This window comes from Burkholderia sp. USMB20 (assembly GCF_000949135.2).
Lineage (GTDB): Bacteria > Pseudomonadota > Gammaproteobacteria > Burkholderiales > Burkholderiaceae > Burkholderia.
On sequence record NZ_JTAN02000019.1, the window covers coordinates 326,073 to 341,389 of the forward strand.

Genomic DNA, 15,317 nt, shown 5'->3' on the forward strand with positions numbered 1-15,317 from the left:
CGATGATCGAACTTTTTGATTGTAGTGGCTAAGTTGTAATGTCCGCTTCTAGCCAAGTTCAAATGTCCGCTTTTCGACCCATCGTAAGCTGATCGGCCGCTGGGAATCCAGCGCCGGAGGCTTTGATGGCTGGAACGGAACGGATCACGATGACGATGCGCGAGCTGGACAGGTTTAAGGTCATTCAGGACGTCGCGGACGGCAAGCTTCAGCCGTGGCGCGCGGCCGAGCGACTCGGGCTGACAACGCGGCAGATTCGGCGACTGGTCGGCCGATTGCGTGAGCACGGGCCGCAAGGTCTCGTGTCGCAAAGGCGCGCGAAGCCCAGCAACAACCGATTGGACAGCATGACGGCTGACCGGGTGCTGTCGATCATCCGTGATCGCTACGCCGATTTTGGCCCGACGCTGGCCTGCGAGAAGCTCTGGGAATGTCACGGCATTCGGCTGGCCAAGGAGACGGTCCGGAAGCTGATGACCGACGCTGGCCTGTGGGTGCCGCGCCGGCAGCGGCCACCGAAGGTTTATCAACCGCGGGCGCGACGCGCGTGCCTGGGTGAACTGATCCAGATCGATGGCAGCGATCATCGGTGGTTCGAGGAACGGGCGCCGGCCTGCACGTTGCTGGTGTATGTGGATGACGCGACGAGTCGGCTGATGATGCTGCACTTCACGCAGACCGAATCGACCTTCAGCTACTTCGAGGCGACGCGCGCGTACATCGAGTGCCACGGCAAGCCGGGGGCGTTCTATAGCGACAAGTACAGCGTGTTCCGCAACGTAACGCCAGGCAAGACTGGTAATCGTGTGACGCACTTCGGTCGCGCGATGTACGAGCTGAACATCGACGCGTTCTGCGCAAACAGCAGTCCGGCCAAGGGGCGAGTCGAGCGAGCACATCTGACGCTGCAGGATCGCTTGGTCAAGGAGATGCGATTGCGCGGGATCAACACGGTGGCTGACGCCAATGCGTATGCGCCCTCCTTCATGGCCGCTTACAACGCACGTTTTGCGAAGCCGCCGAAGAGCGACTTCAATGCGCATCGACCGTTGCGCGCCGATGAGAATCTTGACTTGGTGCTGACGTGGCGCGAGCCGCGAAAAGTGACGAAGTCGCTCACGGTGCAGTACGACCGGGTGATGTACTTGCTGGAGGACACGCCGGAGAATCGAAAGTTGATCGACCGGCAGATCGAGGTGTGGGAGTACCCGGATGGGCGCATCGAACTCCGAACAGAGGGTCGCGTGTTGCCCTGCAGGCAGTACGACCGGCTGGCTGAGATCGATCAAGGTGCCATCGTCGAACACAAGCGTCTGAGTCACGTGCTGCAGATCGCGCAAGCGCTTCAGGCGCAGCGCGATAACAGCCGAATCGGTAAGGCACCGTCTCGAACGCATCGGGGCGATTCGACCAAGACGAATCGCTGCGCCACTCAGCCGGGCAAGAAGAAGCAGCGCGAGTTCGTGCAGGCGGACGTCGAGAAAGTGATCGTGGATCTCGCCGAACGCAGACAGGTCCAACAGCCCGCGCGCAAACCTGGCCGTCGGTCTGCAAGGGGCCGTGACGCAAGCGTAAGCACCCTGCCCGTTCAGGATCAGCTCTTCGACACGGCGTGATCTGCAACCCAAGAGAAACAAGCCTCAAGCCCGTAAACCCGGACATTTCAACTTAGCCGAGACGCGGACATTTGAGAATGGCTTTGACATTGATTGTAGCGGCCATATCCTAATGTCGTGTTCTGGCTATTTACAGATGTCGTGTTTTTGACTGCTGGCATGCTGGACGGCTCGTTGAGTAAGCCCGGGAGCCGACCATGCAGCCAACAGGGAGCGCCGGCGATGAACGGGACTGGGACGATCACGATGACGATGCGCGAGCTGGACCGATTCAAGGTGATTCAGGATGTATCCCATCGCCATAGACTATTTGAAATTTTTATTCAAATTAATGCAATTGCACCTCCGAATATAATTGACTCCATAAGCGAGAAAAGCGTGACTGCGCCAGATATGCCGGCATCTCCGAATAGACGAAGAACGGAGTCAACCCATAGCGTAAGCCCTGTCGATCACATTGCCGCAGAAAAGTCGGCCCCGCCTGTGTCGCCGCCTCCAGCAAGCTGCGTAGCGGCATGCCCGCGGTCTCATTGAGCACGACGTGAAGAATCGGATAGAGTGCGTCACGCTCACGGCACTCGGTTTGGCGACATGCTTCGCAATACGCCTCCCAGCCTTCGTCGGTGCGGTCGATCGGTGCAAGGACGGCCGCGCGGACGTGCGCGGAGACGACGTCATCGAGACATTTCCGATTGCCCTCCAGCACCGCGAGATTCTTACGCCGAAACGCATCTTCGATCAGCGCGCGTTCGGCGTCGTCGATTGTCCGGAAGCCCGCGTAATCTTTATCGCCCCAGGCTTCCGCGTAGTCCCAGTCATACAGTGACCGGACATCGTTCAGTCTCTGCTCTTCGACGACATAGCGCACGAGCGTCGGACACATGTCCATGACGAACAGCCTCTGATTCAACGCGTCCATGGTCCTTGCCGGCATTCTGTCGACGAGGTACTCCAGCGACTCCGCGTTTGCGCGCCGGTGGACGCGCACCGCCCGGCTCGCCACGTCCGGTGCCGCGGCCCGGTCATTTAACGGTCCTGCCACGGTCAACAGTTTGTCCGGTGACCAGGTCGTCACGGCGGCATAACCCGGATGAAAAGCCACGATTGAAGCGCGATCGCCATAGCCAAATCGCGCGAGCACGTCGAGGTACTGTTCGAGCCGCTCCAAGGTGCGCACGCACGCATCAAGCGATTGATTCAATACTGGTTTATCCGGTGTTCAAGCGAAAGGCGATCCCATTCGCGCGCCCGGGCATGCTTATTTCCGTCGACTCAAGTTGTCGGATTTGATCAAGAATCCGGCGCAGATTGCGCTTCCGGTTTCCACTAGACTTACTCGCATATAGGTAACGATCGGTAATACAGCAGCGAGACATGCGAACCCATGGGAAGCGCACGTCTGAATGAAACGATTGCCCGCGGACGTGTACCGCACGGCGTCGGCCCGATCGCCGGACGCATGAGCATGGGGTGAAAGTCGGTCTAATTATAAGTTATGCGAATGAAACGATATTGACGAAACCCGGTGCCGATTGCGGTCGCCGGGCTTGATTGCGCGAGCGAGTCGCTTCGGGGAACGTTCCACGCGGCAGGACGCGGTGGGCGCGCCAAATCGCTAACGGGCGCGCGATGTTGGGGGGGGCGTTGCCATGTGTCGATCACGGTGCCATGTGTCGATCACGGTCCCATGTGATCGGCGCGCGACAGCGATCGGAGTTATGCATACCGGTGCGTCGCGGGTGATGCGGGCACTTCGCCGTTCCGCGGGACGGGGTTGGGTAGAGGATCGAGAGGGATCTTCGATCGCATCGTCGCCGCATGAGCGTTCACGGCCACGAGCGATGCCAGTGCCGCGGCGGTGCATGTCGACGTTCGGCGATGTCGGATGCCACACACGATACGAACAACCAAGTACACGACCGATGACGATCAAGCTACGTGCGAACGCGACCACGAACAAGCCGGCGGCCATTGCCCTGGGGGCAGCGGTGGCATTTTCCCTGCCGGCTGGTGCGGCGGGCACGCCCGTGCTGACATCGCTGGGGCAGTCCGGCGGGCTATTGATTCCATACGGATTCACGCTGCCTGAAGGAACATTCGAGGGGCAATACAACAACTACATCGATCCACGGTTCGGGAAGCAGACGACGAGTTCGGACATCGTCTGGGGCGCGATCGGCCTGTTTCCGCACGTGGAGATATCCGGCGGTCTGGCGAACTATCCGGGCGACGTACGCACGACGGTGCCGGGCTACGACCACATCGTGCTTCGACATCTGATGGCGAACGCAAAGGTCTCGATTCCGAAGTTCTTCACATACCAGCCGGACATCGCGATCGGCATCAATGACGTTGGCGGGCAAACGCATTACTTCCGGTCCACCTACGGTGTCGTATCGCAAGTGCTCGGGCCCGCGACGCTGACGGTCGGCTACGGGCACGGCGACCGACTCGACGGGGTGTTCGGCGGCGCCGAGCTTCGGCTGTGGCACACGGGCCTGTCGCTGCTGGCGGAGCACGATTCGAAAACGCCCTATGCGGGCATCCGCTTCCAATCGCCGCCGATCAAGTGGCTGGCCGACGCGAGCCTCGTGGGCACCGTGATGCGCTCGCTCAGGCATACGGACGGGATCGCGCCGCGCACGTCGTTCTCGATCGGCGTGCAGATTCCGCTCGGCCGGCGGTTCGATGCCGCGCGCTGCGGCGACAGCTTGTGTAGCGACGCGCCGGTTGTCGCGGCAGGCACATCGGCGCCGGACGACACGCTGCGCCCTGCGGCCGCGCTCGCGCCGCTCAGCGCATTCACGCGGATCGAGCCTGTCACGCCTGCGGCGGCGGATGCGTCACGCGACGATCGAATCATGCCGTCGCTTCACACGCCGCCGGATCTCGTTCGGACCGCCGCGCCGGCAGTCGACGCGGCGCCGGACCCGGCGGCGCTCGACAGGATCGTGCGCGCGCTGACGGACGCCGGACTCGAGCGCGTGCGCGCCGGCATGGCGGGCGCGGATCTCGTCGTCGAATATGAAAACCACCGCTACAACCAGAACGAGGCGGACGCGCTGGGCATCGCGCTCGGCGCGGCAGCGGAGTACGCGCCGAAGGGCGTCGAGACCGTGCGCGTCGTAATCAAGAAGGCGAACGAGCCCGTTGGCGAGGTGAGCGTCGATCGGGCGGACTACGCGCGCTTCGTCGCGGGTGGCGCGTCGACCGCCGCCGGCGCGTCGCTGTCGATGCGCACGCGGCCGACGCACGATGCTGATTCGATTGCGTGGGTAGGCAACGCCCGCGCGCACGGGCTCGTACGGATCCAGGTCGCGCCGGTCACGCACTACCTCTACGGCACTGAGTACGGCAACTTCGACTACTCCGTGGGCGCGAAAATCCAGGGCTTCGTGCCGCTGTGGCGCGGCGCGGAACTGTATTCGAGCGTGATCGTGCCGATTGCGAACAGCAAGAACATGGACAACGGCCGCGTCTACGACCAATACCGCTTGCGCGGCGGGCTGTCGACCGTTGCGCTCGTGCAGAGCTTCTGGATTGCGCCGCGCGTTTTCAACGTGACCGCGCTCGGCAAGTTCGACCTCCAGTACCTCGGCGTCGAGAACGAGACGACCGCGTTCGTACCGGGCCGTCCCGACGTGGTGCGGCTGAAGCTCGCCTATCTGCATCACGAGCCGGGCAAGGATGCGCTGCCGGCGGAGAAGAACGCGCTGCTCACGTACCGGTGGGTCGAGCCCGCATGGAAGATGTGGATCGAGGCGGGCGTCGCGCGCTATGTCGGTGGCGACAAGGGCCCGCTGATCACGTTGACGCGCTGGTTCGACGACGTGTCGTTCAGCGTGCAGGGATGGCATAGCGGCCACGGCTCGTTCGTCGGCGCGTCGGTCAGTTTCCCGTTGACGCCGCGCCAGGGCATGAAGCCGGGGATCGTGCAGATCAACGGGCCCGAGCAGTTCTCGCTCAATTTCCGCACGCGTGTCGGATCGTCGAACTATCTTGCGCAAGACGGCGCCGAGAATCTCGACTTTGCCTACAACGCGCAACAGTTCCTGCTCAACCAGGGGCGCTTCAGCGCCGAGTACTTCGCGACGCAGCTTTACCGGATGCGCGATGCCTACAAGCGCTACGCGCATTCCGCCGGCGTGGCGCCGCCCGCGACGGAGGCGGCGCTGCCGGCTGACGGCGTGCATTCGTCGACCGCGCGCGAGGCAAGCATTCAATGATCGAGGGACCGGAGAGTCCTCGGGAAAATCGGGTTGATCTAACGGAGAAAATCGATGAAGACGATGAAGAAAGCGGCAGTGAGGGCATTGCAAGTCGGCACGTTTGCGCTCGCGGGTACGCTCGCGGCCTGTGGCGGAGGTGACGACAGTCCGAGCACGACGCCTTCGAATGCGTCGTCGGCCACGATCAACGGCACGGCCGCGACCGGTGCAGCGATGGCGAACGCGGCGATCACGATCGTGTGCGCGACCGGCAACGGTTCGGGCACGGCCGACGCGAACGGCGCTTTCTCGGTCACGTTTGTGCTCGCGGGGCCGTGCGCGATCACCGGCACGAACGGGACGACCACGCTGCACTCGTTCGCGAGCGGCGGCGGCACGTTCAACGTGACGCCGTTGACCGAACTGCTGCTGACCTATCTGGCGGGGCAACTGGGCACGGACCTGAACGGGCTGCTGTCGGGCCTCGCGTCCAATCCGACGTATCAAAGCGCGTTGACGAACCCCGCTGTCGTTGCGGCTGCGGCGAATGGGGTTGCCCAGACCATCAAGAACGAAACCGGCGTCACGCTGTCGACGTCCGCGTTCCTGACGACGCCGTTCAAGCCAGGCCAGACCGGCCAGGATTCGGACCTCGAAGCGCTGAAATCGAAGGGTGCGCTCGGAGGAAACGGCCAGCCGTCTGCAACGTTGCTCGGCAAGGTGGGTGACGCCGGCAAGGCAGCTGGCAAGCCCACCGGCGGGACCGGCGGCAGCGGCAACCCGGCGTAACGGCGAGCGAAGCCGCGCGCGGCGCCGTGCGCGCGGATTCACACCCGGCGCGTTGCCCGCCACGCGGTTCGATGTCGAACGCGCGCGCCCGGGCAACCGTGCCTTGGCGGCTGATATGACGCCCCGTGTCAATCGGGTTCGTTTTTTCAGTTTTCGGAGGCACGTTGCCTGAATTTCCCGAGGGCGACGCAGCAGCAAATCTCGCCGGGCATGCCGCCTGCCGACTTGTTCCGGCCAGCGAAGTGAGTTCGAGGGTGAAAGACGAAATGGCCTCAGCGCTCAAGAAAGGGCCTGAGCTTGTCTGCACGGCTGGGATGCATCAGCTTGCGCATCGCCTTGCTCTCGATCTGACGGATCCGCTCGCGGGTCACGTCGAACTGCTTGCCGACCTCTTCAAGCGTGTGATCGGAGTTTGTGTCGAGCCCGAATCGCATCCGCAGAACCTTGGCTTCGCGCGGCGACAACCCGGCGAGTGCCTCGTCGATCGCCGCGCGCATGTTCGCGTGAATCGCCGCCTCAGCCGGTGAACTCGCCGAGACATCCTCGATCATGTCGCCGAGTGTTGCATCGGCGTCGTCACCCACCGGGGTTTCGAGCGAGACAGGTTGCTTGGCGATCTTGAGGATACCGAGCACTTTCTCCTCGGACATCTCCATGCGCTTTGCCAGCACTGCGGGATGCGCTTCCTGCCCTGTCTGTTGCAAGATTTCGCGCGATATCCGATTCAGCTTGTTGATCGTCTCGATCATGTGGACCGGCACGCGAATGGTCCGCGCCTGATCGGCGAGCGCACGCGTGACAGCCTGGCGGACCCACCAGGTCGCGTAGGTCGAGAACTTCCAGCCGCGCCGGTATTCGAACTTGTCCACGGCCTTCATCAGGCCGATATTGCCCTCCTGGATCAAATCCAGGAACTGCATGCCGCGGTTCACGTATTTCTTGGCGATTGAAATGACAAGACGAAGGTTCGCCTCGATCATCTCGCGCTTGGCCTGCCGCATTTTCAGTTCCGCGGCACTCATCTGGCGGTTGATCTGCTTGAGTTGCTGGAGCGGCAACGAGACCCGGGACTCGATGTCGACGAGTTTCTGCTGCGCCGCCTGAATCGCCGGCTGATGTCGCTCGAGCGCCGCGCCAAACTGCTGCGAGGTCGCCGCCGCTCGGGTCGTCCATTCAAGATCGGTCTCGTGGCCCGGGAACGAGTCGACAAACGCGTCGCGCGGCATGCCGCAACGGTCGACAGCAATCGCCAGGATACTGCGCTCGATCGCGCGAACCTCAGTCACTTGCCCATGGACAATTGCGCACAGGCGGTCGATGGTCTTGGCGGTAAAGCGGATCGGCGCGAGCTCACACTGGATCGCCGTGCGCACTTGCGCAGCGGCTGCGGAACGGGCACCGCCAGTGACAGGCACATCCGGCAACTGCTCGAACAGTGCACGCACGCGTGCGAAAATCGCAAGACTGTCGTTCGTGAGTTCTTCGAGGCGCGCCGCGTTCGCCTTCTCCGAATCCCCGGCATCCGTTTCGACGTCGTCTTCGTCCGAATCATCGTCGGCGGCGAGTGCTTCCGCATCCTCTTCTTGGGACTCCGGCGTCATTTCGCTTTCATCGGCGTCGACACTGATGCCATCGACCAGTTCGTCGATGCGGAGTTCGCCTGCCACGATGCGGTCGACATCGGCAAGAATCGTGGACACGATCGACGGACACGCGGCAATCGCTTGAATCATGTCCTGTAGACCATCTTCGATCCGTTTCGCGACCTCGATTTCACCGGCGCGGGTCAGCAGTTCGCTGGCCCCCATCTCACGCATGTACATCCGAACCGGATCCGTGGTGCGGCCGAATTCGGAATCGACGGTCGATAGCGCAGCTTCCGCCTCCTCGTCCGCCTGATCGTCGGATGCCACGGCCGGCGCAGCGTCGGTGAGCAGGAGCGCTTCGGCGTCCGGCGCTTGTTCGTACACGGCCACGCCCATGTCGCTGAACGTGCTGACGATGGTGTCCATCGCCGCCGTTTGAGCAAAGTTGTCGGGCAGGTGGTCGTTGATGTCCGCGTGGGTGAGATAGCCGCGCTCTCGACCGAGCGCGATCAACGCGCGCATCTGGTGCTGGCGCTCCTCGTTCTGGCGTGCCAGTGACGCGATGTCCGTCGGCGTCAGGGCCTGGGGCTTTCCCTTTGACACACGGCGGCCGGCTTTTGCCGTGGCTGTGATTTCAGGGGATGTGGAATCGTTCCGATCAGAAATTGCCAATACATGCTCCTCGACAGATGAGCCGACGATCGTCGCGAGCATGACGCCAGAACGGGTTGCCTGCCGGGATGCGAACGGAATCGTGATACGCAAAGATGGTCGAGGCCGGGACGCCTCGCTCGAAATCCGTATGCGCAGCTTGTGGGGGGCGTGAATGATACCGGAAAGTATTGTGCGGCACAACACGGGGCCCTTGGATTTCCATGCACTTTACCGGTGAAGCCCGCTCTAGCTGCGATTAAGGGGGTAGCAGTCGCCCCCCCAACCGCCCCTGCACAGGAACGAGTTCGGCCGCCTTGCCCCTGCAAGGATAAGCGGCCATACGTCGATGGCGAGGTTGAAATTGACGTTTAGAGAACACTCATCTGCCGAGGATCCCGCTCCGGCATCTTGACCGACAGCACATCTTTCGCGGCTCTACGCATTCGTGCAATAAGCGGTACGCCGACACCGTCAATCGTGAGCCCGAAGCCATACGCTTCGATGTCGACTCGCCTAAGCTTCGGAATGGGTTCCCACATCGGCTTCCAACCGTGCGTCGCAGTACGAGCGAGCAACGACGCTTCGAAGGTTGGTTAGCAGACCACCATCAAGCATTTATGATCGGCCAACTGGCGGTATGGCAAAAAGTCGCTCGTCCCACACGACCGGTTGTGGATCCGTCACGATGATCCGCGCGGTGTCAGGATGCGCCAGATTCACGAGCACGTTGAACTCTGCACGGACGACGACGGAAGGGACGATCAGGAGTGCTGTACGCGATTCTGCCATCCATTCGTCGCCGAACTGCCGTGCTGCCTGCAGTGCCGCCGCACCCCATCCTCTCGGCAACGTTTCTGCCGTATGGCGTTCGACGCTGACGTCGTCGGGAACGGTTGCTTCGACCCATCCGTGGGTTTTCGGCACCTTGCCGATGCGTGCATGCACGAGCACCTCGAGCATCGCACCCGCGAAGGTCGACGCCGCGTAGACGACAGGCCGGCCCGGACTATTAAAGCGGCCACCGACCAGCATCGCGCCGGTGCCGCTCCAGATCGTGTGTCGCGTGTCACCGATGCGAAACAACTTCATGCCGGTAGCCCGTAGAACAGTTTCCAGAGCAACTCTTCAACCCTGCGCGCACCGAGCTCGGTCAGCGCGACGTCGAGCGGCGCCCGTCCCTCAAGTTCAGGATGTGGCGTCGACAAAAATGCCCGCGCGTCCTCTTCGTCGTTCCAGACGTAGGTGGTCGTTGCAACGATCCGGGCCAGACGCTCTGTCTTCTCCGATTCGTCTTGCGTTAGTCGATCGCGGCGGCGCTTGTAGGTCGCTTCGGGGATGATGCGGGCGAGCAGCGCGCGCCGAGCATCGGCGCCTTGCGTCGCGTGTTCGACGCCCGCGCGCAGCGCGGACTTCGGCAGACCGCCGCGCACAAGCGCTTCCAGCTCCGCCAGCGTATGCGGGAGCGGCCGCAGCCCCATGACCGCAGCCACGGCCTCAGGGGTAACGAGTGACATGGCGACTCCCATTCAGTATCATTTGATACTTCATTTTAGCGCAAATGATACCGCCCGCAAGGCGTTCTTGAAAGTTGAGACGCGGAGACGCCTCGCAAGCCGGCTGTCGCACAACGTGGCCGATTTTGGTGGATCCTTGCGCAGCGTTAGAATAGCGCCCCTTCTCATGGGAGACGACAATGTCCTGGTTCGTTTATGAAGTGCCCGAATACCACGAAGACGCTGCGCGCATCGAACCCTTCAGCGAGCTGCGTAACCGTGTGCTGAAAGTCGGTGGCCCGGCCATGGCTGACGACCTGGAAAGCGTTCGCGAGAACGCCGCAGCGACAGCGGACACGCCAGAGCGGCCCCTGCGGACGCCGGAGAATCCGCAGGTCTTTCCGATTCCCTACGCCGACTCCATGATCCTGGTCGGGTTCATCTTCGATCTGAAACGCGAGTTCCGGCAACTGGTCGTGTCACCCGTGGAAATGCCCTGGTTGAACGACGCGTAAACGGCGCGTCCGACCGGAAGCCGACGGGAGAGTTGCTTCTGTTCCGGGGCCGGGTCCGACTATCTACTGCACGCTTTCGGATACACATGCGTGGAGTTGGGCCCGTGCCAACGCTTATGCGCCCTACTTCACCACTGCTTACAACACACGCTTCGCGAAGCCACCGAAAAGCGATTTCAATGCGCATCGGCCGCTGCGGGATGACGAGCATCTGGACACAGTGTTGACCTGGCGTGAAACACGTCGGGTATCGAAATCGCCGGCAGTGCTCCACGAGCGAGTGCTTTACTTGCTGGATGACACACCGGTAAACCGGAAGCTGATTCACCGCACCGGCTGCCGTCGCTCTTCCTCGCGCGCGCCGGATGCATGATGAAACTCCCGGGAAAGACTCGATGAGGGCGCACCGAAGGTGCGCCGCCGGCACGCCCGTGCGTGCGATGTACTGCCCGACACGTTCATTCTCACGATCGCGGCGCGCACGGCGCCGACCGGCAGATGACGCATTCGAAATCCGCGGCCGCTTCCTTCGGGCCGCGGATGGCAGTTGAAAATCGGGCTCAGTGATGCTCGTACGGCTGCTCCGTATCGAGCGATGCGAGCGATTGCGCGGTCGTCTCTCCGGCGACGCTCGGCCGTGCAGCCACCGATTGCGATGGCTGCGCGGCGATCTTCGCTTCCGCGGCCTGGATGTCGGCGGGATAGTAAGGATCGCTCCCGACCGGCTTATAGCCGGCCTTCTCGACCCGCACGAGATCGGCGCGCACGTCGGCCCGCGTGACCGCATGGTCGGTGGTTTGCGCAAATGCGAAGATCGGTGCGCTCAGCGCGCAGGACAGCAGGACCGCACGAATCAGGTTGTTCATGATGTTCACCTCTCAAGATGGCATGTTCGCGTCCGCAGATCAGGCCGGACATCCGCTCCGCATCGATGTGATGAAGAGTTGTGTCCATTCTGCGATTCGCGCGATTTCCGGAAGGTGAGGCTTCGATTACGGTCTTGTCATCTGATCGCGGCCGCATGTCGGTCACGGGCCGGCCCGTCCGGTCGGACACTGCGCACCTGCGCGCCAGCACAGATAACGGTTTCGTAATCCTCGGGTCAGGGTCGGGTCAACGCCGCGCCGGCAGACTGCACGCTCGCCGCATCGCACGCGGCATCCATGCCCTGCTTCGAGGAGCACCATCATGTGGATCGTCCGGCTGGCGTTACGCAGGCCCTACACGTTCGTCGTACTCGCACTGCTGATCTTCATCGCGGGACCGCTTGCGCTGCTGCGCACGCCGACCGACATCTTCCCGAGCATCGACATTCCGGTCGTCAGCATCGTCTGGTCATACAACGGCTTCTCCGCGGAGGACATGGCCAAGCGGATCACGTCGAACTACGAGCGCGCGCTCACGTCCGACGTCGACGACATCGAGCACATCGAGTCGCAGTCGCTGAACGGCGTGTCGGTCGTGAAGATCTTCTTCCACCCGGGCGCCGACATCAATCGCGCGATCGCGGAAGCCGCGAGCAATGCCGCGTCGATCCTGCGCATCCTGCCGCCCGGCACGTTGCCGCCGAACATCATCACGTACAACGCGTCGACGGTGCCGATCCTGCAGCTCGGGCTGTCGAGCGACACGCTCGCCGAGCAGCAGCTGTACGACCTCGGCAACAGCTTCATCCGCACGCAGCTCGCGACCGTCCAGGGCGCGGCGGTGCCGCTGCCGTTCGGCGGCAAGATCCGCCAGATCGTCGTCGACCTCGATACGCGCGCGCTGCAGGCGAAGGGGCTCGCGCCGATCGACGTCGTGAACGCGATCAACGCGCAGAACCTGATCCTGCCCGGCGGCACCGCGAAGATCGGCACGCACGAATACAACGTGCAGATGAACGGCAGCACGCAGACGGTCGCCGCGCTGAACGATCTGCCGGTGAAGACGATCGGCGGCAATGTCGTGTACGTGCGCGACGTCGCGCACGTTCGCGACGGCTACGCACCGCAGACCAACATCGTGCGGGTGGACGGCAAGCGCGCGGCGCTGCTGACGGTCGAGAAGACCGGCAGCGCGTCGACGCTGACGATCATCGACCAGGTGAAGGCGATGCTGCCGAAGATCGCGGCCGGGCTGCCGAAGGCGCTGCACATTTCGCCGCTCGACGATCAGTCGGTGTTCGTGAAGGCGGCTGTCCAGGGCGTCGTGCACGAGGCGCTGATCGCCGCGTGCCTGACCGCGCTGATGATCCTCTTGTTCCTCGGCAGCTGGCGCGCGACGCTGATCATCGCGATCACGATCCCGCTCGCGGTGCTCACGTCGCTGCTCGCGTTGTCCGCGCTCGGCCAGACCATCAACATCATGACGCTGGGCGGGCTCGCGCTCGCGGTCGGGATCCTCGTCGACGACGCGACCGTCGCGATCGAGAACATCACGCATCATCTCGAGCTCGGCGCGCCGCTCGAGGACGCGATCCTGACCGGCTCGGGAGAAATCGCGGTGCCGACCTTCGTGTCGACGCTGTCGATCTGCATCGTGTTCGTGCCGATGTTCCTGCTCACGGGCGTCGCGCGCTATCTGTTCGTGCCGCTGGCCGAGGCCGTGATCTTCGCGATGATCGCGTCGTACTTCTTCTCGCGCACGCTGGTGCCGACCCTCGCGATGGTGCTGATGCGCGCAAAAGGAAACGGCCGGCCGCCGCGCGGCGTATTCGCGCCGCTCGTGCATTTGGCGCGTTTCCAGGCTGCGTTCGAGCATCGCTTCGAGGCCGTGCGGCTGCGCTATCGCGCGCTGCTCTCGGCGGCGATCGCGCGGCGTCGCCGCTTCGCGGCCGCGTTCCTGCTCGCATGCGTCGCGTCGACGGGCCTCTACGCGTTCGCCGGGCAGGACTTCTTCCCGTCGGTCGACACCGGCGAGATCCGTCTGCACCTGCGAGCGCCGACCGGCACGCGGATCGAGGAAACCGCGCGGCTGACCGACGAGGTCGAAGCGAAGATCCGCAGCGTGATTCCGGCGGGCGAACTCGCTGGCGTGCTCGACAACATCGGCGTGCCGGTGAGCGGGATCAACCTCACGTACGATTCATCGGATCCGATCGGCACCGAGGACGCCGACGTGCTGGTGACGCTGAAGCCGAACCACGCGTCGACCGCCGCATACGTCGCCAGGCTGCGCAACGTGCTCGCGCAGTCGTTCCCCGGCGTGACGTTCGCGTTCCTGCCGGCCGACATCGTCAGCCAGATCCTCAATTTCGGGCTGCCCGCGCCGATCGACATCCAGATCGTCGGCAACAAGCTCGACCAGAACCGCGCGGTCGCGAATACGCTGCTCGCGAAGCTGCGCGGCGTGCGCGGGCTCGTCGACGCGCGCATCCAGCAACCCGGCGACGAACCGGCAATCGACGTGAACGTCGACCGCACGAAGGCGATCCAGGCCGGCCTCGAACAGCGCGACGTCGCGCAAAATCTGCTGATCGCGCTGTCCGGCAGTTCGCAGACGACGCCGAACTTCTGGCTCGATCCGCGCAACGGCGTCAGCTACCCGGTGCTCGTTCAAACGCCGCAATACACGGTGAATTCGCTGCAGTCGCTCGCGAACGTGCCGCTGCCGGCCGGCACCGCGCGCCCGCCGCAGACGCCGGCTGGCGGCCCGGCCGCGGGTGCGCCCGCGCAGAACCTGCTCGGCGCGCTCGGCACGTTCTCGCGCTCGACGCAGCAGGCCGTGGTGTCGCACTACAACGTGCAGCCGGTGCTCGATATCTTCGCGTCGGTGCAGGGGCGCGATCTCGGCGGCGTCACGGCCGACGTGACGAAGCTCGTCGACGCCGCGCGCGCGCAGCTGCCGCCCGGCTCGTCGATCGTGCTGCGCGGCCAGGTGCAGGCGATGCACGAGTCGTTCGCGGGCCTGCTCGGCGGTCTGGTACTCGCGATCTCGCTGGTCTACCTGCTGATGGTCGTGAACTTCCAGTCGTGGCTCGATCCGCTCGTGATCGTAGGCGGGCTGCCGGCATCGCTCGCCGGCATCGCGTGGATGCTGTTCGTCACGCGCACCACGCTGTCGGTGCCCGCGCTGACCGGCACGATCCTGTGCATCGGCATCGCGACCGCGAACAGCATTCTCGTCGTGAACGCGGCGCGCGAGCTGCTCGCGGGCGGCGCGTCGCCGTGGCAGGCGTCGCTCGACGCCGGCTTCAGCCGCTTCCGGCCCGTCGTGATGACCGCGCTCGCGATGCTGATCGGCATGTTGCCGATGGCGCTCGGCCTCGGCGACGGCGGCGAGCAGAACGCGCCGCTCGGCCGCGCGGTGATCGGCGGCCTCGCGTTCGGCACGTTCTCGACGCTGCTGTTCGTCCCGGTGCTGTTCGGCTTCGTCCACGCATGGCTCGCGCGGCGCCGCGACGCCTCGGCCGCGCGGCGCACGCAGCACGCGCCCGACACGCCGGCGCTGCGTTGAGCTCGGACGGCCGCCCCTT

10 protein-coding genes and 1 pseudogene are annotated in these 15,317 nt (G+C 63.8%); 6 read left to right on the top strand and 5 right to left on the bottom strand.

Annotated elements, in window-relative coordinates; translation table 11 throughout:
• Positions 1-125 precede the first annotated feature (125 nt).
• A complete protein-coding gene (locus PL79_RS26035; RefSeq protein ID WP_044843138.1) occupies positions 126-1,616 on the top strand; it encodes an ISNCY family transposase in 1,491 nt (496 codons plus the stop codon).
• Between the two features lie 328 nt (positions 1,617-1,944).
• Here PL79_RS26035 and PL79_RS26040 read toward each other — a convergent pair whose 3' ends face one another.
• Positions 1,945-2,817 (bottom strand): hypothetical protein, encoded by an 873-nt coding sequence (locus tag PL79_RS26040; RefSeq protein WP_135801144.1) that lies wholly within the window; start codon positions 2,815-2,817, stop codon positions 1,945-1,947.
• Between the two features lie 721 nt (positions 2,818-3,538).
• Between PL79_RS26040 and PL79_RS26045 the strand changes: the two genes are divergently transcribed.
• Both PL79_RS26045 and PL79_RS26050 read left to right on the top strand, forming a co-directional pair.
• Entirely contained in the window at positions 3,539-5,842 is a 2,304-nt protein-coding gene (locus PL79_RS26045) for a YjbH domain-containing protein (RefSeq protein WP_044849154.1), read from the top strand.
• Positions 5,843-5,896: 54 nt separating this feature from the next.
• Positions 5,897-6,613, top strand: a complete 717-nt coding sequence (locus PL79_RS26050) for a hypothetical protein (protein WP_044849155.1) — start codon at positions 5,897-5,899, stop codon at positions 6,611-6,613.
• A 272-nt stretch (positions 6,614-6,885) separates the two neighbouring features.
• On the opposite strand, the gene rpoD is transcribed toward PL79_RS26050, so the two are convergent.
• From rpoD to PL79_RS26065, 3 genes are all read right to left on the bottom strand, one after another.
• Positions 6,886-8,913, bottom strand: a complete 2,028-nt coding sequence (gene rpoD / locus PL79_RS26055; RefSeq protein ID WP_235879334.1) for an RNA polymerase sigma factor RpoD — start codon at positions 8,911-8,913, stop codon at positions 6,886-6,888.
• Between the two features lie 555 nt (positions 8,914-9,468).
• Positions 9,469-9,942, bottom strand: coding sequence for an RES family NAD+ phosphorylase (locus tag PL79_RS26060; protein ID WP_044849156.1), 474 nt, complete (start codon positions 9,940-9,942; stop codon positions 9,469-9,471).
• On the bottom strand, positions 9,939-10,367 hold the full coding sequence (locus tag PL79_RS26065) for an antitoxin Xre/MbcA/ParS toxin-binding domain-containing protein (protein WP_044849161.1): 429 nt from the start codon (positions 10,365-10,367) through the stop codon (positions 9,939-9,941). Before PL79_RS26065 ends, PL79_RS26060 begins: the two co-directional genes overlap by 4 nt.
• Positions 10,368-10,546: 179 nt before the next feature.
• Here PL79_RS26065 and PL79_RS26070 point away from each other — a divergent pair, with 179 nt between their 5' ends.
• Together PL79_RS26070 and PL79_RS36765 are read left to right on the top strand one after the other, a co-directional pair.
• Positions 10,547-10,861: a hypothetical protein gene (locus tag PL79_RS26070; RefSeq protein WP_044849157.1), complete on the top strand. Its 315-nt coding sequence runs from the start codon at positions 10,547-10,549 to the stop codon at positions 10,859-10,861.
• Between the two features lie 100 nt (positions 10,862-10,961).
• A pseudogene (locus PL79_RS36765) lies at positions 10,962-11,192 on the top strand (ISNCY family transposase); the annotation flags it as partial.
• A 229-nt stretch (positions 11,193-11,421) separates the two neighbouring features.
• On the opposite strand, the gene PL79_RS26080 reads toward PL79_RS36765, so the two are convergent.
• Complete coding sequence (locus tag PL79_RS26080) at positions 11,422-11,727, bottom strand: DUF4148 domain-containing protein (protein WP_044849158.1); 306 nt, start codon at positions 11,725-11,727, stop codon at positions 11,422-11,424.
• Between the two features lie 322 nt (positions 11,728-12,049).
• Between PL79_RS26080 and PL79_RS26085 the strand changes: the two genes are divergently transcribed.
• The gene (locus PL79_RS26085) at positions 12,050-15,298 is read left to right on the top strand and encodes an efflux RND transporter permease subunit (protein WP_044849159.1); all 3,249 of its coding nucleotides are present in this window, start codon (positions 12,050-12,052) and stop codon (positions 15,296-15,298) included.
• The last annotated feature ends 19 nt before the right edge of the window (positions 15,299-15,317 follow it).